General features: G+C 69.2%; 18 protein-coding genes and 1 tRNA gene. 10 read left to right on the top strand and 9 right to left on the bottom strand.

Annotation, left to right across the window (positions count from 1 at the left end):
• Positions 1-28: 28 nt before the first annotated feature.
• From AC1HC7_RS10670 to AC1HC7_RS10650, 5 genes are all read right to left on the bottom strand, one after another.
• A complete protein-coding gene (locus AC1HC7_RS10670) occupies positions 29-661 on the bottom strand; it encodes a hypothetical protein (RefSeq protein ID WP_479496754.1) in 633 nt (210 codons plus the stop codon).
• A gap of 164 nt (positions 662-825) precedes the next feature.
• Entirely contained in the window at positions 826-2,907 is a 2,082-nt protein-coding gene (parE, locus tag AC1HC7_RS10665) for a DNA topoisomerase IV subunit B (protein WP_479496755.1), read from the bottom strand.
• A gap of 124 nt (positions 2,908-3,031) precedes the next feature.
• The gene (locus AC1HC7_RS10660) at positions 3,032-3,919 is read right to left on the bottom strand and encodes an alpha/beta fold hydrolase (protein WP_479496756.1); all 888 of its coding nucleotides are present in this window, start codon (positions 3,917-3,919) and stop codon (positions 3,032-3,034) included.
• Between the two features lie 80 nt (positions 3,920-3,999).
• On the bottom strand, positions 4,000-5,217 hold the full coding sequence (locus AC1HC7_RS10655; RefSeq protein ID WP_479496757.1) for a bifunctional alpha/beta hydrolase/OsmC family protein: 1,218 nt from the start codon (positions 5,215-5,217) through the stop codon (positions 4,000-4,002).
• A gap of 113 nt (positions 5,218-5,330) precedes the next feature.
• Positions 5,331-5,726 carry an ArsR/SmtB family transcription factor gene (locus AC1HC7_RS10650; RefSeq protein ID WP_479496758.1) on the bottom strand — a complete coding sequence of 132 codons (396 nt, stop codon included), beginning with the start codon at positions 5,724-5,726 and terminating at the stop codon, positions 5,331-5,333.
• Positions 5,727-5,809: 83 nt separating this feature from the next.
• Here AC1HC7_RS10650 and AC1HC7_RS10645 point away from each other — a divergent pair, with 83 nt between their 5' ends.
• Genes AC1HC7_RS10645 through AC1HC7_RS10635 form a run of 3 tightly spaced genes read left to right on the top strand, consistent with a single transcriptional unit; the run spans position 5,810 to position 7,405 of the window.
• The gene (locus AC1HC7_RS10645; RefSeq protein ID WP_479496759.1) at positions 5,810-6,445 is read left to right on the top strand and encodes a class I SAM-dependent methyltransferase; all 636 of its coding nucleotides are present in this window, start codon (positions 5,810-5,812) and stop codon (positions 6,443-6,445) included.
• A gap of 4 nt (positions 6,446-6,449) precedes the next feature.
• Positions 6,450-6,572: a hypothetical protein gene (locus AC1HC7_RS10640; RefSeq protein ID WP_479496760.1), complete on the top strand. Its 123-nt coding sequence runs from the start codon at positions 6,450-6,452 to the stop codon at positions 6,570-6,572.
• 50 nt (positions 6,573-6,622) lie between these two features.
• On the top strand, positions 6,623-7,405 hold the full coding sequence (locus AC1HC7_RS10635) for a DUF1194 domain-containing protein (RefSeq protein WP_479496761.1): 783 nt from the start codon (positions 6,623-6,625) through the stop codon (positions 7,403-7,405).
• Positions 7,406-7,498: 93 nt separating this feature from the next.
• Here AC1HC7_RS10635 and dddP read toward each other — a convergent pair whose 3' ends face one another.
• A complete protein-coding gene (gene dddP, locus AC1HC7_RS10630) occupies positions 7,499-8,821 on the bottom strand; it encodes a dimethylsulfonioproprionate lyase DddP (RefSeq protein ID WP_479496762.1) in 1,323 nt (440 codons plus the stop codon).
• A gap of 247 nt (positions 8,822-9,068) precedes the next feature.
• Between dddP and AC1HC7_RS10625 the strand changes: the two genes are divergently transcribed.
• On the top strand, positions 9,069-10,295 hold the full coding sequence (locus AC1HC7_RS10625) for a class I SAM-dependent methyltransferase (protein ID WP_479496763.1): 1,227 nt from the start codon (positions 9,069-9,071) through the stop codon (positions 10,293-10,295).
• Positions 10,292-11,248, top strand: a complete 957-nt coding sequence (locus AC1HC7_RS10620; RefSeq protein ID WP_479499003.1) for a heme-dependent oxidative N-demethylase family protein — start codon at positions 10,292-10,294, stop codon at positions 11,246-11,248. Before AC1HC7_RS10625 ends, AC1HC7_RS10620 begins: the two co-directional genes overlap by 4 nt.
• Positions 11,249-11,251: 3 nt before the next feature.
• Here AC1HC7_RS10620 and AC1HC7_RS10615 read toward each other — a convergent pair whose 3' ends face one another.
• The 3 genes from AC1HC7_RS10615 to AC1HC7_RS10605 form a co-directional block, all read right to left on the bottom strand.
• The gene (locus AC1HC7_RS10615; protein WP_479496765.1) at positions 11,252-11,506 is read right to left on the bottom strand and encodes a hypothetical protein; all 255 of its coding nucleotides are present in this window, start codon (positions 11,504-11,506) and stop codon (positions 11,252-11,254) included.
• A gap of 249 nt (positions 11,507-11,755) precedes the next feature.
• On the bottom strand, positions 11,756-13,165 hold the full coding sequence (gene glnA, locus AC1HC7_RS10610; RefSeq protein WP_479496766.1) for a type I glutamate--ammonia ligase: 1,410 nt from the start codon (positions 13,163-13,165) through the stop codon (positions 11,756-11,758).
• Between the two features lie 91 nt (positions 13,166-13,256).
• Positions 13,257-13,595: a P-II family nitrogen regulator gene (locus AC1HC7_RS10605; RefSeq protein ID WP_479496767.1), complete on the bottom strand. Its 339-nt coding sequence runs from the start codon at positions 13,593-13,595 to the stop codon at positions 13,257-13,259.
• Positions 13,596-13,825: 230 nt separating this feature from the next.
• On the opposite strand from AC1HC7_RS10605, the gene AC1HC7_RS10600 reads away from it, so the two are divergent.
• The 5 genes from AC1HC7_RS10600 (at position 13,826) to clpX (ending at position 19,491) form a co-directional block, all read left to right on the top strand.
• On the top strand, positions 13,826-15,451 hold the full coding sequence (locus AC1HC7_RS10600; protein WP_479499002.1) for an NAD(P)H-hydrate dehydratase: 1,626 nt from the start codon (positions 13,826-13,828) through the stop codon (positions 15,449-15,451).
• Positions 15,452-15,588: 137 nt separating this feature from the next.
• Positions 15,589-15,673 (top strand) — tRNA-Leu (locus tag AC1HC7_RS10595).
• Between the two features lie 40 nt (positions 15,674-15,713).
• Positions 15,714-17,045 (top strand): trigger factor, encoded by a 1,332-nt coding sequence (gene tig, locus AC1HC7_RS10590; RefSeq protein ID WP_479496769.1) that lies wholly within the window; start codon positions 15,714-15,716, stop codon positions 17,043-17,045.
• Between the two features lie 345 nt (positions 17,046-17,390).
• A complete protein-coding gene (locus tag AC1HC7_RS10585; protein ID WP_479496770.1) occupies positions 17,391-18,020 on the top strand; it encodes an ATP-dependent Clp protease proteolytic subunit in 630 nt (209 codons plus the stop codon).
• Positions 18,021-18,225: 205 nt separating this feature from the next.
• Entirely contained in the window at positions 18,226-19,491 is a 1,266-nt protein-coding gene (gene clpX, locus AC1HC7_RS10580) for an ATP-dependent Clp protease ATP-binding subunit ClpX (protein WP_479496771.1), read from the top strand.
• Positions 19,492-19,596: the final 105 nt, after the last annotated feature.

The raw sequence follows: 19,596 nt of genomic DNA, 5'->3' as shown, positions 1-19,596 counted from the left end.
TTCGGTCGAGCGCGGCGCGTCGTTGCGCCTAGCGGCTGCGGATGCGTATGCGCGGCGGATCGGGGCGGCGTTCGGGGTTTTGATATGGCAGCATCACCGCGTAGGTCTGGAGGATCGCCTGGCGAAACCCCGGATCGCGCGGCCCGCGCGTGGCCCGCGATTCCAGCCGCGCGCCGGTGAACACCCGCTCGTCGATGCAAAACGCCAGCGAGGCGTCGAGCCGCGCCGGGCCGTCAGCGCCGCCCGTCGCCCCCCCCGTCGCCCCCCCCGTCGCCGCCCCCGTCGCGCCGCCGGTCTTGCCGCCGGTCTTGCCCGGGCCGGCGCAAAGCCGTTCGGGCGAGGCGGGGAAGAATCCGATGACGATGCGCTTGCCCGTCGCGCCCGCCGGAACCAGCTGGGCGGGCTTGGACCCGAAGCGGCCGGGCAGGGTCATGGCGGCGGCGACCTCCGCCGGGCCGGCGCCGTCGGGGGGGGCGCCGAACACCTGCACCGGCATGACCGGGCCGATGGTGCGCACCTCGGACGAGGTGTAGATCAGTTCGTAATAGGGCGTGTGCACGATGGCGCCGCCGGGCGGGATGTTCGCGCAGGCGGACAGCGCCAGCGCGCCCAGCGCCAGCGCGCCGAATCGCGTCGTGCGAGATGCCAATGCGTCCTTCATGATCAGGCTCCTCGGTCGGTCGGCCCCGTTGCCCCGTCTGGTCGTCGCCCCGTCTGGTCGTCGCCCCGTCTGGTCGTCGCCCCGGTGGTTTGCGGTCCGCCATCCGGCCCGGTCGCGCCGGGCGCACAGCCTGCGGGCCACGACAATGATATGGGCGCGAGGGCTCAGACGTCGAGCGCCTCGGCGAAACGGGCGTTTTCCTGAATGAACTGGAAGCGCAGCTCCGCCTTGCGCCCCATCAGCCGTTCCACCAGCCGCCCGGTCTCGCCCGGTTCGTCATCGTCGATGGCGATCCGGATCAGGTGGCGCGTCGCCGGGTTCATGGTGGTGTCCTTGAGCTGCCTGGGCATCATCTCGCCCAATCCCTTGAAGCGCCCGATCTCGATCTTGCCGCGGGTCTTGAAGGCGGAATGCAGCAGTTCCTCCTTGTGGGCGTCGTCGCGGGCGTAGACCGATTTCGCGCCCTGGGTCAGCCGATACAGCGGCGGTTGCGCCAGATACAGCCGCCCGGCGTCGATCATCGGGCGCATCTGGCGGTAGAAGAACGTCATCAGCAATGACGCGATATGCGCCCCGTCCACATCCGCGTCGGTCATGATGATGACCTTCTCGTAGCGCAGGTCGTCGAGGTTGAATTTCGACCCCGACGCCACCCCGAGCGCCTGGCTCAGATCCTGCAATTCCTGGTTCTGCGCCAGCTTTTCCACCGAGGCGTTGGCGACGTTGAGAATTTTGCCGCGCAGCGGCAGCACCGCCTGGGTGCGGCGGTTGCGCGCCTGCTTGGCCGAGCCGCCGGCGCTGTCGCCCTCGACCAGAAAGATCTCCGACCCCTTGCGCGTATTGTCCGAGCAGTCGGCGAGCTTTCCGGGCAGGCGCAGCTTCTTGGTGGCGGATTTGCGCGCGGTTTCCTTTTCGGCGCGGCGGCGCAGGCGCTCCTCGGCCTTCAGGATCAGGTGATCGAGGATCTGCCCGGCGGTCTTCGGGTCGCCGGCCAGCCAGTTGTCGAAATGATCGCGCACCGCGTTTTCCACCAGCCGGTGGGCTTCGGCGGTGGACAGGCGGTCCTTGGTCTGGCCGACGAAATCCGGGTCGCTGATGAACACGGATATCATCGCGCAGCCCCCCGACATCACGTCGTCGCGGGTGATCTGCGCGGCTTTTTTCTGGCCGGTCAATTCGCCATAGGCGCGCACGCCCTTGGTGACGGCGGCCCAGAACCCGGCCTCGTGCGTGCCGCCCTGCGGCGTGGGCACGGTGTTGCAATACGACGATATGAACGCGTCGCGCGCCGGGGTCCAGTTGATCGCCCATTCCACCGATCCGGCGGTGGCGGGGCCGAACTTGGCGGCGAATTCGACCTTGCCGGCGAAAGGCCGGTCGGCATAGGTGGCGGCGCCCGCGAGCGTCGCCGCAAGATAGTCGGCAAGCCCGCCGGGGAAGTGGAACACCGCCTCAAGCGGCGTTTCATCGCCCGCCTTGATCAGCTCCGGCGCGCATTTCCAGCGGATTTCCACGCCCGAGAACAGATAGGCCTTGGAGCGCGCCATCTTCATCAGCCGCGCCGGTTTCAGCGCCGCGCGGTCGCCGAAGATCTCCGGGTCGGGGTGGAAGGTCACCGAGGTGCCGCGCCGGTTGCGCGTCGGCCCCACGGTTTCAAGACCCCCCTGGGGCAATCCGCGCGAAAAGCTCTGGCGATACAGGGTCTTGTTGCGCGCCACCTCGACCGTCAGGCGATCCGACAGCGCGTTCACCACCGACACCCCGACCCCGTGCAGCCCGCCCGAGGTCTGATAGGCCTTGCCGGAAAACTTGCCCCCCGCGTGCAGGGTGCAGAGGATGACCTCCAGCGCCGACTTGTCGGGAAAGCGCGGATGCGGGTCCACGGGGATGCCGCGGCCGTTGTCCTGGATGGTGACCGAGCCGTCTGCGTTGAAGTCCATCGAGATGCGCGAGGCGTGCCCGGCGACGGCCTCGTCCATGGAATTGTCGAGCACCTCGGCCGCCAGATGGTGCAGCGCGCGTTCGTCGGTGCCGCCGATATACATGCCGGGGCGCTTGCGGACGGGTTCGAGCCCCTCCAGCACCTCGATGGAGGCGGCGTCATAGGCGTCGGCGGCGGCGTCCTTCACGGCGAACAGGTCATCGTCGCGCCGGGCGTCGTCGCGCGGTTTGTCGTCGCGCGGTTTGTCGTTGCGCCGGTTGTCGTCGCGCCGGGCGGCGGCGGTCTGGGCGGCTGGAGTGGCCATGCGGCTCTTCTTCCCGATTCCGGAGTGCTCGATGGCGGCACTATCGCAGGCTTGGGCGGGGCGGATCAATCGGTAGTTGTCGCGCCCGGGCGAATGCCAAGATGTGGCGCGGATTAGCCGCGCTTCAATCGAGGAAATCGCGGATCGCCGCGGCCATCGCGTCGGGCTGCTGGTGAAAGATCCAGTGATCGGCGTCGGCGAATTCGCGGATCGTCAGATCGTCGCAGAACTCCGCCAGCCCGTCGCGGGTCTCGGGCAGCAGGGCGGCGTCCTTCATGCCCCAGAGCAGCAGATGCGGCATGGGCGCGCGCATGGCGGCGGCGGGGAATTGCGGGGTCTCCCCGGGCGTCAGCGGCCGCCCGGGCCGGGCCACGACCAGCGGCGAGGCGCGATACCAGTTGAGCATCCCGGTCATGGCCCCCGGCTGGCCCCAGGCCGCCTTGTAGCGGGCCAGCCGATCGCCTTGCAGCCAGCTCAGATCCATGTTGGCCGAGAACATCTTCAGCAGCCCGGCGAAATCATCCGCCGCCAGCCGGTCCTCGGCGCCCTCGGCGCGCAGCCAGTCGATGTATTGCGAGGCCTGCGACTGCGCCCCCCCCGCCGCCAGCGCGCGCTGGAAGGGGATCGGGTGCACGCCGTTGGCGATGATCAGCTTCTGCATGCGTCCGGGGGCGCGAAAGGCCATCGCATAGGCCGCCGCCGCGCCCCAGTCATGGCCGATGACCGCGGCGACCGGCGCGCCGGGCCGGTAATGGTCGAGGATCGCCAGCGCGTCGCCGGCCAGCTTGCCGCCGCCATAGGCGGCGACGCCCTCGGGCTTGGCGGACAGCCCGAACCCGCGCTGGTCCGGGGCGACGCAGAAATACCGGTCCGACAGGCGCGCGAACATTTCCTCCCAGGCGCCGGAATATTCCGGGAACCCGTGCAGCATCAGCAGCATCGGCGCCGCCGGGTCGCCCGCCGTCAGGCAGTGGAATTCCAGCCCGTTGGCCGAAACGCGCTCGCTGTCCATATGTCCGCTCCTTCGCCGCGTGAGGCCGCACCCAGCCACGGGGCGGCGGCGGCGTCAAGCGCGGGCTGCGCGGGGGCGGGTCAGGCGGCGACGGTCTCGATCTCGATGCGCGATTTCAGGGTGCGGTGCACCGGGCATTTGTCGGCGATCTCCATCAGCCGCGCGCGCTGGGCGTCGTCGAGATCGCCGCGCAGCGTTATGCGGCGCTGGAAGCGATCGACCTTCCTTGCCCCGGCTGCGGCGGTCTCGCTGTCGCGCAGGTGGATGCGGTCATGCAACACGTCCACCGCCACGTGGTCCAGCGGCCAGCCCTTGCGCCGCGCATACATGCGGATGGTCATCGAGGTGCAGGCCCCGAGCCCCGCCGAGACCAGCTGATAGGGCGAGGCCCCGAGCCCGCCGCCCCCGACCGAGACCGGTTCGTCGGCCTTGAGGTTGATCGCCGGGCCGACGCTGATGTCCTGCAGGAAGCGCGCCGGGTCCACCTCGCTCACCCGCACCACGCCGTCGGGCGCGGCGGCCACCGGTTCGGGCGTCGCGAAGGTCATGTAGCGATGCGCCCAGGCGGCGATCACGTCGGCGGCGTAGTCGGCGTCTTGCGCGCGCCGCAGCAGGTGATCGGCGTCGTCCAGCGTCACGAAGCTTTTCGGGTGCTTCGCGGCCATGAAGATCTCGGCGGCGTTGTCGATGCCGACGACGGCGTCGCGCGGCGCGTGCAGCACCAGCAGCGCCCGCCTCAGATCGCGGATCGCCGGCATCAGGCGGGCGGCGCAGATATCGTCGACAAAGCCGCGCCGGATGGTGAAGGCGCGGCCCTGCAGCGACACCTCGGCCTCGCCCTTTGCGGCGATTTCGGGCAGCGAGCCGGCGAAGTTGTCCAGCACATGCGCCGGGTCGGCGGGGGCGCCGATGGTGGCCACCGCCTTCACCGAGGGCATGTCCGCCGCCGCCACCAGCGCCGCAGCGCCGCCCAGCGAATGGCCGATCAGCAGCGAAGGCGCCATGCCCAGATCCGCCATATGGCGTTCGGCGGCGATCAGATCGGCGATGTTGGAGGTGAAATGGGTGTTGGCGAAATCGCCCTCGGAATGGCCGAGCCCGGTGAAATCGAAACGCAGCGTGGCGATCCCCTGCGCCGCCAGCCGCTGGGAAATCCGCCGCGCGGCGGAAATGTCCTTGGAGCAGGTGAAGCAATGGGCGAACAGCGCGTAGGCCAGCGGCGCCTGTTCGGGCAGGTCGAGCGTCGCCGCCAGAGTTTCGCCGGAATGGCCCTGGAATTCGAATTTTTCGCTGCGCATGAGGCGGGTCCTGTCGCTGGCTTGCGGGTCTGGGGAACATGGGCCGCCGCCGGGGCGGTGAAAAGAGGCCTCAACGCGCACGTGACGCGCTGAAACATCGGGCGCGGCCAGACTCAGCGCGATGTCGCGTCGCGCGCCGGGCCTGGGATCCGGTCTGGCCCGTCTGCGTTCCCGTCTGCGTCCCTGTTTGCGCGCCCGTCTGCGTTCCCGCCTTCGCCCATCCAGCTTTTGCCGTCGAGCCACGCCGCCATGTCCGCGAACACCGTCAGCAGCCCAGGGTCGGGCAGGCAGTAATAGACGAACGGCCCCCGGCGTTCCGGTCGCACCAGCCCCGCCTCGCGCAGATGCCGCAAGTGAAAGGACACGTTGGTCTGGGTCATGCCCGTGGCCTTCACGATGTCGGACACCGGGCGGCAGTCAAGGCCGAGGCTGCACAGGATGCGCAGGCGGTTGGGTTCGCCGAGAACCCTGAAGACCGCGGCCAGGCGGTTGATTTCGGCCGGATCCATGCGTATATGCTCATATGCGAAATCACTCATGTTCCCGTATACCCCGCAGGACCGGGGCCGGTCAATCATGGCGGAGTCAGTGAATGCCCCATCGGCGCGCAAGCGAAAAACACCTGTTTCCGGCGACGGCGATGCCGGATGCCGACTGGTGGCGGGCCCTGTGGCCCGACCCGCGCGCGGTGCTGGTCAAGACCGGGTTTCGCCCGGGAATGACGGCGATCGACCTTTGCTGCGGCGACGGGCTGTTCACCGCGGCGATGGCGATCCTGCTCGGCGGGCGGGTGCATGCGATCGATCTCGACCCGGCGATGCTGGCGCGCGCAAGGCGGGCGGCGGAGGGCGCGGGCGCGCCGCCGGTCGACTGGATCGAGGGCGACGCGCGCGACATGGCGCGCCTCGTGCCCGAAAAGGTCGATGCGGTGTTCATCGCCAACACCTTTCATGGCGTGCCCGACCAGACCGACATGGCGCGAAGCGTCTTTCAGGTCCTGAAGCCCGGCGGGGCGTTCGTGGTCGTCAACTGGCATGCGCGGCCGCGCGAGGACACGCCGGTGCTGGGCCGCCCGCGCGGCCCGCGCCTTGATCTGCGCATGACGCCCGATGAGGTGCGGCGCGTCGTCGAACCCGCGGGGCTGGCCTTTGAGGCCGTCGTCGACTTGGCGCCATATCACTACGGCGCGATCTTTCGAAAACCCGCGCTGGCGAGGGAAAAGCAATGAGGCGATGACGAAGATCGCCGAACGCGCCGGCGTCCGGGCTGGCGGGCGGGCCGGCGAGCCGGCCTCGGCGCCGGGGCCGGGCGGGCGCGCGATGCGCATTGCCATGCGCCGCCGCCTCGGCGCATGATCGGCGGGTTGCGCCCGCCTTGCGGCCGGCCCGGGAGAACACGGCAGTTCATGCGCATTCTGATCGCCCTGCTGACCGGCCTTCTGATCGCGCGGGCCTATGGCGCGGGCGCGGCGGGCGCGGCCGAGACGCCGGGCCCCGCCACCGTGGATATCGAGATCGTGCTCGCCGTCGACGCCTCGGGCAGCGTCGATCGCCACGAGTTGAAGCTGCAGCTGGACGGCATCGCCGCCGCGTTTCGCGACCCCGCCATCCAGCGCGCCATCGCGCAAGGGGCGTTTCAGCGGATCGCGGTGGCCATGGTGATCTGGTCGGATGCCGCCTACGGCAAGTATCCGACGCAATGGCATCTGGTGGATTCGCCCCAGTCGGCGGAACGTTTCGCGGTGACCGCCGAGACCTTCGCCAAGCGGCACGGCGCGTTCTCGGCGATCGGCGGCGGCGGCACCGGGCTTGGCGACGGGCTTGCCTATGCGCTCGGCATGATCGGCGACAACGGCCTCGACGCGATCCGCAGAATCGTCGACGTGTCGGGGGACGGCCCCGAGACCACGCCCTGGAACGAAGGCGCGATCGCCTTGCCCGAAGCCCGCGCCATGGCTGCGGCGCGCGACGTCACGGTCAACGGGCTGGCGATCGAAACCGACGAGATCGGCCTCACGCTGTGGTATCGCGACAACGTGCTGGTCGGTCCCGGCGCCTTCGCGATGACGGCGCGGAATTTCAACGATTACCGGCGGGCGATCCGCAAGAAGCTGCTGCGGGAGCTTTCGCCGGTGATCATCGGGCGCGACCCGCCGCACGCGGATCGAACCCGGCGCGACAGGACCTGACGCGGCGTCCGCGCGGTCCCGGATCAGGCCCGGGGCGGCGCGGGACGGGGCGGCGCGGGACGGGGCGGAAGGGGGCGCCGGGTCGCGCCGGGATCACCCCAGCAGCCGCGCATCGAACGGGTAGGTCGTGAGGTTCTCGAACCCGTCCTCGGTGATCAGCACCTGATCTTCCAGCTTCACGCCCTCGCGCCCGCCGACCTCGCCCATATAGGCCTCGACGCAAAGCGTCATGCCCGCTTCCAGCACGTAGTCGAAGCGCCCGTCGCGCCAGTCCTCCGGATGGGCGATCAGCGGCCATTCATCGCAGAGCCCGACGCCGTGCATCTTGGCGCCGTAGCGCAGCTGCGTGTATTTTTCCGGCAGCGGGCGGCCGCCGAAGCTGATTTCGCGCAGCGAGACGCCGGGCTTCAGCATCTGCATGTTGTCCATGATATGGGCGTGGGCCTCCGCATACAGCGCCTTTTGCGCGGCGCTGGCCTCGCCCTCCCCCGCCAGCCAGGTGCGCGAAACGTCGACGCACATGCCGTAGCATCCGATCAGGTCGGTGTCGAAGGCCAGCAGGTCGCCATCCTGCACGATGCGCGGCCCGCATTCCTGAAACCACGGGTTGGTGCGCGGCCCCGAGGCCAGCAGCCGGGTCTCGATCCACTCGCCGCCGCGCCGGATGTTGCCGGCGTGCAGCACGGCCCAGATCTCGTCCTCCGAGAGCCCGGGGCGCACCATCTGCTCCATCTCGCGCATCGCGGTTTGGCCCGCATGCATGGCGCAGCGCATGGCGAGGATCTCGTCGGGGCCCTTCACGGCGCGGGCCTTTTCGGTGACCTCCTCGCCCTCCATGACCTCGAGGCCGCGCGAGTCCAGCGCCCGCAGCCCGTGCATCATGATCTTGTCGACGGCCAGCCGGCGATTGCCGCCGCAATGTTCGCGCATCACGTCGGCGATCTCGGCGGCGAAGCCGCTGGCGTCGTCCTGCGCGCCGTCGCCGCTGCCGAAATAGAAGAACCCCGCCGTGCCGGGGCGGGTCTCGTTGATCAGCGGGTTGAATTCGGTGAGCAGATTGCCCAGCCGCTTGAAATCCCAGATGATCATGTAGCCGTCGGCGCTCACCAGGCAGGCGCGGAACGGGTTGTGGGCGTTCCACAGCTGCATGTTGGTGCTGTCCGAGGCGTAGCGGATGTTGAGCGGATCCATCAGCAGGATCGCGCCGTAATCGCGCGCCCGCAGATGCGCGGCGAGCCGGTCCAGCCGATGCGCGCGCATGGCCGCGAGGTCCGGGCAGGTCAGCCCCGCCGCCGCCCATTCCGCGAAGGCGAGCCGGGTCGGCCCGATCTCCACCCGGTCGTCATCGAGCGGCGAGCCGTCGGGGCGGCGTTTGCCCGGCTCGATCTTTCGGATGTCGGCGTAGCGGTCTTGCATGGCGGGCGCCTCCCTTCGCGCGGTCCGTTCGGATATTCGAACCGATCGCGCCGCCGGTCTGTCGCGTTCGCGCCGCCGGGGCGGTCGGGTTCCGGCGCCGCGCCGGGGTTTCGGGATTGGCCCGGGGGCGGGCGCGGCGCGCGGCGTTGTCGGGCGCCCGTGACCGCGCGCCACGGGGGGCGGGGTCGCCGGCGCGGTTGACAGGCCCCGACCCGAAAACCCACAAGCGAAGGCGCAAGGAGGCCCCATGGATCCCGTCAGACGACAATACGAAGCCTATCCCTATCCGGCGCGCGATCCGGGCGACGAGGCGAAACGGCTGATCGTCGGGTCGCCCTCGGACCCGGTGGAGATCGATCATTTCCTGTTTCGCGGCGCCCGCGACTGGACAAAGCCGTTTCGCGCGCTGGTCGCGGGCGGCGGCACCGGCGACGGGCTGATCCAGATGGCGCAGCTGCTTGCGGACGCGGGCTGTCCGGCGCAGATCACCTATCTCGACATGTCCGAGGCCAGCCGCGCGGTGGCCGAGGCGCGCGCGAAAGCCCGGGGATTGCAGGGCATCCGCTTTGTCACCGGCGATCTGCTGGAGGCCCCGGATCTGGCCGCCGCCGACGGCCCCTTCGACTACGTCGATTGCTGCGGGGTGCTGCATCATCTGCCCGACCCGCAGGCCGGGTTCGACGCGCTGAGCGGCGCGCTGCATCCCGATGGCGGCATGGGGCTGATGGTCTACGCGCCATACGGGCGCACCGGGGTCTATCCGCTGCAAGCCGCCTTCGCGGCGCTGCTGGGCGAGGACGCGCCGCAGGATCAGGTGCGCCTGGCGCGCGAGGCGCTGGGTGCGCTGCCCCGGACCAACTGGTTCTTGCGCAACGAGGCGCTGGGCGATCACAGGCAATCCGACGCCGGGCTGTTCGACCTGCTGCTGCACAGCCGCGACCGGCCCTATTCGGTGGAGGACCTGGCGGGAACGCTGTCGCGCGCCGGGCTGGGCGTGGTCTCGTTCCTGGAGGCCGTGCGCTACGATCCGCTGCGCTACCTGCCGAAATCCGAGGCCTTCGCCGCGCGGGTCGGGGCGCTCGACCCCGTGGCGCGCTGGGCGCTGGCGGAGCGGCTCTGCGGCAACATGCGCATGCATGTGGCCTATGTCGCCAGGGCCGGGCGCGAGGATCGCGCGCAGGCGCGCATGACCGGCGAGGCGGTGGCGCATCTGAACGGCGTCGACGCGCAGGCCGCGGCGCGCCAGATCGCCAGGCGCGGCGTGCTGAAGGTGGAATTCTCGGGGTTGAAATTCGCGCTCGACATCCCGCCGGCCGCCGCGCCGCTGATCGCGCGGATCGACGGGCGGGCGCCGCTGGGGGCGATCGCCCGGGCGTCGGGCATGGACTGGCTGCTGTTCGCCCAGAGATTCGGGCCCGCGCACCGGGCGCTGACCGGGGCGAATCTGCTGCGCTATTCCCGGGGGCTGCGATGAAGGACGTCGCCGCGATCGACTGGCGCGCGACGGCGCTCGACCACGTGCCGCTGGCGCCGTTCATGGTCACGCGGCTGGCGCATCCGCCGGGGATCGCGCCCATCGATCAGGGCGAATGGCTGCATGACGACGCGACGTTCGCGGCGCAGATGGCGGCGCGCGACGCGCTGATCGCCGGGCGCCGGGCGCAAACCGTGGCCGAGACCCGGGACGGCGATGCGCCGGCGCGGGAATTGCTGGATCTGGTGGTCGAACAGGTGATCGCCCATCACGGCGCGCGGCGCGAAACCGGCGGGCTGCGCCGTCGCGACGGGGTGCTGGTGGCGCTCGACGACGCGCCGATCGCGGTCTGCGGGCGGCTGGCGCAGGAGGATTTCCTGCTCATGCTGCGCCCCGGGGACGCCGCCGAGCATCTGCTGGTCGCGGGCGTGCTGTGCTTTCCCGCGCACTGGACGCTGAGCGAGAAGATCGGGCGGCCGCTGCTGCGCATCCACAAGCCGGTGGCGGGCTATGCCGGCGATCTGGCGCGCCGGGTGCAACGGCTGTTCGACGGCGTGCGCCCCGGGCGCCCGCTGGTGCGCGCCAACTGGAATTTCACCGCCTCGCCGGATCTGTTCACGCCGCGGCGCGAGGCCGACAAGGGCGGCCCGGCGCAGGATTTCGACGAGGTCTGGCTGCGCGTCGAACGCCAGACCGTGGCGCGGCTGCCGGACACGGGCGCGACGGTGTTCGGGGTGCGCAGCCTGATCGCGCCGATCGACAGCCTGACCGATGATCAATGGCGGGGTCTGGCGCGGGCGATGTCGGAATTGTCGGAGGCCGCGCGCCTCCACAAGGCCGGGCCGCGCCTGCGCGCACGGATCGAGGCGCGCCGCGCCCCCGCCCAGACCAAGGCCCAGATCAAGGCCCAGATCAAGGCCCAGACCAAGGCCGAAACCGGCGCCCCGGCCTGAGGCTCAGCGCTCGAACTGGCGCCAGCGCGACGGTTCGGCCACCGATTTGCGGAAATCGCTGTCGTCATAGCTGGAATCGCGCGTGCCGCTGTCGTCATAGGCGCGCAGCTCCAGTCCCGGCTGGATGTTGGAGCAGGCGCCCAGCAGCGCGCCCGCGCCGATCAGCGCCGCAAGCAGCGGGCGCGCCGGGGCGCGCAATGAGACGCTGGAGACGACGCTGGGGGCGGGATGGAGCGCGGGATGGGAAACAGAGGGCATGAGAAAAGCTCCTTGCGACCGCCACGATCAGGCAAGCCCTGCGCAGCGGCATTGCTGATCATAGTCTAGACCGTGCGGCGCGGGGTTTCAATTTTCGGTGGCGTCGGGTGCGGCGATTTCGCGGGAGACCCGCCGCATGCACGCCGCATGCACGCCACAGGCGCCCGGAAACGGCGCAACGGGCGAAGCCTGCGCTTCGCCCGTCGATCGTCGCGGTTTCACGCCCGGGCGCGCCCGGGGCAACCCGGGTCAGCAGGAATAATACATCGCGTATTCAACCGGATGCGGGGTGTGCTCGAAATTGTAGACCTCTTCCCATTTCAGCTCGGCGTAGCCTTCGATCTGGCTTTTGGTGAACACGTCGCCGGCCAGCAGGAATCCGTGATCGGCCTCCAGCGACTCCAGCGCCTCGCGCAAGCTGCCGCAGACGGTGGGGATGCCGGCGAGTTCCTCGGGCGGCAGATCGTAGAGATCCTTGTCGGCGGCTTCGCCCGGGTCGATCTTGTTGCGGATGCCGTCAAGCCCGGCCATCAGCAGCGCCGAGAACGCCAGATACGGGTTCGCGGCCGGATCGGGGAAACGGGCCTCGACGCGCTTGGCCTTCGGCGATTCCGCCCAGGGGATGCGGATCGAGGCCGACCGGTTGCGCGCCGAATAGGCCAGCAGCACCGGCGCCTCGAATCCCGGGATCAGGCGCTTGTAGGAATTGGTCGCCGGGTTGGTGAAGGCGTTCAGGGTCTTGGCGTGCTTGAGGATGCCGCCGATATACCACAGCGCCTCGTCGGACAGGTCGGCGTAGCGCCCGCCCGCGAACAGCGGCTTGCCGTCCTTCCAGATCGACTGGTTCACATGCATGCCGGTGCCGTTGTCCCCGGCGATCGGCTTGGGCATGAAGGTCGCGGTCTTGCCGTAGGCGTGGGCGACGTTCTGGATCACGTATTTGTATTTCTGCAGGTTGTCGGCCTGTTCGACCAGGGAGCCGAAGATCAGTCCCAATTCGTGCTGGCAGGAGCCGACTTCGTGATGGTGCTTGTCCACCTTCATGCCGATGCGCTTCATGGTCGACAGCATTTCCGAGCGCAGGTCCTGCACCGCGTCGGTGGGGTTGACCGGGAAATAGCCGCCCTTGACGCCGGGGCGATGCCCGGAATTGCCCATCTCGAATTCCGCGTCGGTGTTCCAGGCGGCGTCGTCGGCGTCGACCTCGAAGGACACCTTGTTCATGGTGTTGGAGAACCGCACGTCGTCGAACAGGAAGAATTCGGCCTCCGGCCCCCAGAAGGACTGGTCGCCGATGCCGGTGGATTTCAGATAGGCCTCGGCCTTCATCGCGGTGCCGCGGGGGTCGCGCTCGTAATGCTCGCCGGTGTCGGGCTCCAGCACGTTGCAATGCATGCACAGGGTCTTTTCGGCGTAGAACGGGTCCATGTAGGCCGAGGCCGGGTCGGGCATCAGCTTCATGTCGGACTGGTCGATGGCCTTCCATCCGGCGATGGAGGAGCCGTCGAACATCAGCCCGTCCTCCATGAAATCCTCGTCCACCTGATCGGCGATCATGGTCAGGTGCTGAAGCTTGCCGCGCGGATCGGTGAAGCGGATGTCCACGTACTGGACGTCCTCGTCCTTGATGGTCTGGAGCACGGAATTCGCGTCGCTCATCTGTATGTCCCTTTCCTGTCTCGGGTTTTTCGGGGCCCGGCGGGGTCGCGCGCCGCGGGGCGGGTGTCTGGAATGCGGGGGAGGGGGGGGCTCAGAGCGCCTCGACCCCGTCCTCGCCGGTGCGGATGCGGATCGCCTGCTCGACGCTGGTGACGAAAATCTTGCCGTCGCCGATCTTGCCGGTGCGCGCGGCGCCGATGATCGCCTCGACGGCCTTTTCCACCAGATCGCTTTCGATCACCACCTCGATCTTCATCTTGGGCAGGAAATCGACCACGTATTCGGCGCCGCGATACAATTCGGTGTGCCCCTTCTGGCGGCCGAAGCCCTTGGCCTCGATCACCGTCAGCCCCTGCACGCCAATGTCCTGCAGCGCCTCCTTCACCTCGTCGAGCTTGAAGGGCTTGATGATGGCTTCGATCTTCTTCATCGGCGTCGGGCTCCCCGGAGTTGTCGCGCGCATGAGGCGGCGGTGGGATCGGATCGCGGCCGGGGCGCGGCCCCGCGCGATCCTGTCTTGCATGGCGTATGCCAATCACTTCAACTGGGCGAGTTCAATGGAGCGCCGCGCCGCGCCGGGCGTCGGGCGTCGGATTTATGGAAATCCGCCCATTTTTTAGGCGCCTTGCCGCAGGATTGGGCGAATCGAAAAGGCTTGGAATGGTTGGAATCGACGGGCCGCTGGAACTGCTGACCGCGGCGCAGATGCGCGCCATCGAGCGCGCCGCGATGGATGGCGGCGCGGCCTCCGGGCTTGAACTGATGGAGCGCGCCGGGCGCGGCGTGGTCGAGGCCATGTTCGAATGGCGCCCTGATCTGGGGGCGCGACCGCGGCGCGCGACGGTGCTGTGCGGGCCGGGCAACAATGGCGGCGACGGCTATGTCGTCGCCCGGCTGCTCAAGCGGCGCGGCTGGCTGGTCGAGGTCTTCTGCCATGGCGACCCGGCGAAACTGCCCCCGGACGCCGCGCAAAACCATCGCCGCTGGGGGGAGCTGGGCGAGGTCCTGCCCATCGCGCCGCTCGCCGACGGGTTTCCCGATTGCGACATCTGCATCGACGCGCTGTTCGGGACCGGGCTGGCGCGGGGGTTCGACGCGACGCTGGACGCGGTGCGCCAGGCCCATGCGCGCGGCGGCTTCGAGACCGTCGCCGTGGACATGCCCTCGGGGCTGTGCTCGGACAGCGGGCGGGCGCTGGGCGCGAGCCCCTGCGGGGCGGGGGGCGGGGCGTTTCGCGCCGCCCTGGCGGTGACGTTTCAGCGGCCCCGGCTCGGCCATTGTCTTGGCGATTCAGCCATCTGTCTGGGGCGCTTCGCGGTGAAGGACATCGGGCTGGAAACCCAGACCGCGCGACTGCTGGCGCAATGGGGGAGCGAGGTCGCGACGCTGGTCGGCGCGCCGGAACGCCTTGGCAAGGCCGTGCGGGCTCACAAATACGGCTACGGCCATGCGCTGGTGCTGTCGGGGGGCGTCGGGCGCGGCGGCGCGGCGCGGCTGGCGGCGCGCGCGGCGCTGCGCGTGGGCGCCGGGCTGGTGACGGTGGGCTGCCCGCCCGCGGCGCTGATCGAGAACGCCGCCCGGCTCGACGCGATCATGCTGCGCCGCATCGCCGACGCGGACGCGCTGGCCGAGACGCTGGCGGATCGGCGCATCAACGCCGTGGCGCTGGGCATGGGGTTGGGAGTGAACGCGCGCACGCGCGCGATGGTCGCGACGGCGCTTTCCGCGCCGACCCACCCGTCCGCGCTGCTGGACGCCGACGCGCTGACCGCCTTCGCCGACGACCCCGACGCGCTGTTCGCGCTGCTGAAAGCCGCGCGCGCGGCGCGGCGCGGCGCGGGGTCGATTGCGGGGCGGGGGGTGGCGATGACGCCCCATGCGGGCGAATTCGCGCGGCTGTTCCCGGACATCGCCGCGCGGCTCGCGGCGCCGGCGACGAAGGGCCCGGCGTATTCCAGGGTCGACGCGGCGCGTCAGGCGGCGGCGCGCGCCGGCTGCGCGGTGCTGCTGAAAGGCCCCGACACGGTGATCGCCGACCCGGAGGGCCGCGTCGCCGTCCATGCGGCGTTCCATGAACGCGCCGCGCCCTGGCTTGCCACCGCCGGGTCGGGCGACGTGCTGGCCGGGCTGGTCGCGGGGCTGCTGGCGCGCGGATTCGCGCCCATGCGCGCCGCGGGCGCCGCCGCCTGGCTGCACGCGGCGGCGGCGCGCGACTTCGGCCCCGGCCTGATCGCCGAGGACCTGCCGGAGCGCATCCCCGCCGCGCTGCGCGATCTGGGGGCCTGATTTCCACGCCCCGCGCCGATCGAAAAACGATTTTTCGCTCGCGCCGGGTTTTCAACCCTGTTACGACACGCCGGAATCCGAACCGCGACGCCGGGCCGCCCTGGCCATGGCGCCGCGCTAGGCGCGCAGTATCCGTTGCGGGCGTGGTGGAATTGGCAGACACGCGAGATTTAGGTTCTCGTGCCGCAAGGCGTGGGGGTTCAAGTCCCTCCGCCCGCACCAGTCCCCCGCCCGTGACGACAGTTTGATGATGAGGACGAGAATGCAGGTCACCGAGACGATGTCCGAGGGTTTGAAGCGCGCATACGCCATGACGGTGCCCGCCGCCGAGCTCGCCGAGAAGATGAACGAGAAGATCGAGGCGGCGCGCGGCGAGGTCCAGATGAAGGGCTTTCGCAAGGGCAAGGTGCCGCTGCCGCTGCTCAAGAAGATGTTCGGCAAGTCCATGCTGGGCGAGATCGTGCAGGAAAGCGTCGACGGCGCGATCCGCGATCATTTCGAGCAGACCGGCGACCGCCCGGCGACCCAGCCCGACGTGAAGATCGTCAACGAGAATTTCGACGAGGGCGACGACCTCAACGTCGAACTCTCCTACGAACGGCTCCCTGATGTGCCCGAGGCCGATTTCGCCGCCATCAAGCTTGAGCGCCTGACGGTGGAGATCGAGGACGACGCGGTGACCGAGGCGCTCGACAACCTCGCCGAGAACGCCCAGACATTCGAGAAACGCGACGACGACGCGGCCGCCGCCGAAGGCGACCAGGTGGTGATCGATTTCCTCGGCAAGGTTGACGGCGAGGCGTTCGACGGCGGCGCCGCCGAGGATTACCCGCTGGTGATCGGCTCCAATTCCTTCATCCCGGGCTTTGAGGAGCAGCTGATCGGCGCCAAGGCCGGCGACGAGGTCGAGGTGAAGGTGGATTTCCCCGCCGAATACGGCGCCGAGAACCTCGCCGGCAAGGCCGCGGCGTTCGCCTGCACCGTCAAGGAGGTCCGCGCGCCGGTGAAGGCCGAGATCGACGACGAGCTGGCCAAGAAATTCGGCGCCGAGGATCTGGAGGGCCTGAAGACCCAGGTGCGCGAGCGCCTCGCCTCCGAATACGCCTCGGCGGCGCGGGCGCTGCTGAAGCGCAAGCTGCTGGACGAACTGGACGAGGCGGTGAAGTTCGAGCTGCCCCCGAGCCTCGTCGAGGTCGAGGCCAAGCAGATCGCGCATCAGCTCTGGCATGACGAGAACCCGGACGTGGAGGGCCACGACCACCCCGATGTCGAGCCCACCGACGAGCACAACAAGCTTGCCGAACGCCGGGTGCGCCTTGGGCTGTTCCTCGCCGAGACCGGCCAGAAGAACGAGATTTCGGTCAACGAGAACGAGCTGAACCAGGCGATCTTCAACCAGGCGCGCCAGTATCAGGGTCAGGAAAAGGCGTTCTTCGACTTCGTGCGCGAAAACCCGCAGGCGCTGCAGCAGATCCGCGCGCCGCTGTTCGAGGAAAAGGTGGTGGATTACATCCTCGAACTGGCCGACGTCACCGAGACCAAGGTCAGCAAGGACGATCTGCAAAAGGCGCTGGAGGCGCTGGACGAGGACTGATCGCCGCGACTGCGGCAGCGACAGACGTCAAGGCAACGGCCCGCGACCAGCGTCGCGGGCCGTTGCGTCTTTCAGGCCCCGTTCGCCCGCCGCGCCCGGCGCATTCGCCCCCGTCAAGGTTTTGTCAACGCTTCGTAAACCTTTGTGTCTGACGATCCGGGCGCCGGCAGCGGCGCGCCGGAAAGGGGCGCGCATCGGGGCGCGCCCAGGGGGGGCTGGCAGGCGATCCGGCGGCGCCATCTCCCCTTGAAGGGGTCCCGGAGAGTGACTAAACCAAGACCCGACGACGCCAAGGCGGATTGGCGAACGGAACCGCGGCTGAAGCCGCAGAGCGAGGCGAACCCCATGAAAGATCCCGTCGAGCATTACATGAACACGCTTGTCCCGATGGTGGTGGAGCAGACTTCGCGCGGCGAGCGGGCCTATGACATCTTCTCGCGCCTGCTGAAGGAACGCATCATCTTCGTCTCCGGCCCGGTGCATGACGGCATGTCGACGCTGATCGTGGCGCAGCTGCTGTTTCTGGAGGCCGACAACCCCAAGAAGGAAATCGCGCTTTACATCAACTCGCCCGGCGGCGTCGTGACCTCGGGGCTGTCGATCTACGACACGATGCAGTATATCCGCCCCAAGGTGTCCACGCTTTGCGTCGGACAGGCGGCGTCCATGGGCTCGCTGCTGCTGGCGGCCGGGGAAAAGGGCATGCGGTTCTCGCTCCCCCATTCCTCGATCATGGTGCATCAGCCCTCGGGCGGCTATCAGGGGCAGGCGTCCGACATCGCCATCCACGCCCGCTATACGGCGGAGCTGAAGGAACGCCTCAACGAAATCTACGTGAAGCATTGCGGTCAGGACATCGAAACCGTGGAAAAGGCGCTGGACAGGGACAATTTCATGACCCCGGTTGCGGCGAAGGACTGGGGGCTGATCGACCAGATCGTGGACAGCCGCGCCGCGCCGGAGGGCGAGGACTGAGCCGCGATCGCGCCGCCGCCCCGCGCCCCGGACGCGGCGCGGCGGCGGCGGCGGGATCGCATGCGGCCCATTCTCGCCTTGCGCCGGGCGCGACAAGTGCGCAAATTGGCGACAAGATCGGATTCGGAGCCTGCGTCGAATACGCTATGTTAAGGCCTGCGGGCGTATCTCGACGCCTCAGCGCCCTCTGCGGCGGGAGAAACGAATGACCAAGACGACCGGACAGGACTCCAAGAACACCCTGTACTGCTCCTTCTGCGGCAAGAGCCAGCACGAGGTGCGCAAGCTCATCGCCGGGCCGACCGTGTTCATCTGCGACGAATGCGTCGAATTGTGCATGGACATCATCCGCGAGGAGGCGAAGACCTCGCTGGTGAAATCCTCCGACGGCGTGCCGACGCCGCAGGAGATCTGCCAGGTGCTCGACGATTACGTGATCGGGCAGTCGGTGGCCAAGCGGGTGCTGTCGGTGGCGGTGCACAACCACTACAAGCGGCTCAACCACGCCGGCAAGCAGGCCGACGTGGAACTGGCGAAGTCCAACATCCTGCTGATCGGCCCCACGGGCTGCGGCAAGACGCTGCTGGCGCAGACGCTGGCGCGCATCCTCGACGTGCCCTTCACCATGGCCGACGCCACCACGCTGACCGAGGCGGGCTATGTGGGCGAGGATGTGGAGAACATCATCCTCAAGCTGCTGCAATCGGCCGACTACAATGTCGAGCGCGCCCAGCGCGGCATCGTCTACATCGACGAGGTCGACAAGATCTCGCGCAAGTCAGACAACCCCTCGATCACCCGGGACGTGTCGGGCGAGGGCGTGCAGCAGGCGCTGCTGAAGATCATGGAGGGCACGGTGGCCTCGGTGCCGCCCCAGGGCGGGCGCAAGCATCCCCAGCAGGAATTCCTGCAGGTGGACACCACCAACATCCTGTTCGTCTGCGGCGGCGCCTTCGCCGGGCTCGACCGCATCATCGCCCAGCGCGGCAAGGGCTCGGCCATCGGCTTCGGGGCCGAGGTGCGCGCCGATGACGATCGCGGCATCGGCGAGGTGCTGGCGGAGCTGGAACCCGAGGATCTGCTTAAGTTCGGCCTGATCCCGGAATTCGTCGGCCGCCTGCCGGTGATCGCAACCCTGCGCGATCTCGACGAGGCGGCGCTGGTCACCATCCTCAGCGAACCCAAGAACGCGCTGGTCAAGCAGTATCAGCGGCTGTTCGAGATGGAGGACGTGAAGCTCAGCTTCACCGAGGACGCGCTGGTGGAGGTGGCCCGCAAGGCGATCACCCGCAAGACCGGCGCCCGCGGCCTGCGCTCGATCCTCGAAAACGTGCTGCTGGACACCATGTTCGACCTGCCCACCGCCGAGGGCGTCGAGGAGGTGGTGGTCAATCGCGAGGCGGTCGAGGGCGGCGCCAAGCCGCTGCTGATCTACGCCGACAAGACGGCCGAGGCCAACGCCGCCTCCTGATCCGGGGGCGGCGCCGGTCCGCTTGCCGCCCGGCGCGCCGGGGGCGGCGGCCGGGATCTTCGCTCATGCTTAACCGAATCCGCCCAATCTGCATCGGTCCGGTCT

Source organism: Oceanicella sp. (assembly GCF_056449545.1).
The sequence above is the reverse complement of the archived record's forward strand: the minus strand, read 5'-3'. Positions and strand labels throughout refer to the sequence as shown.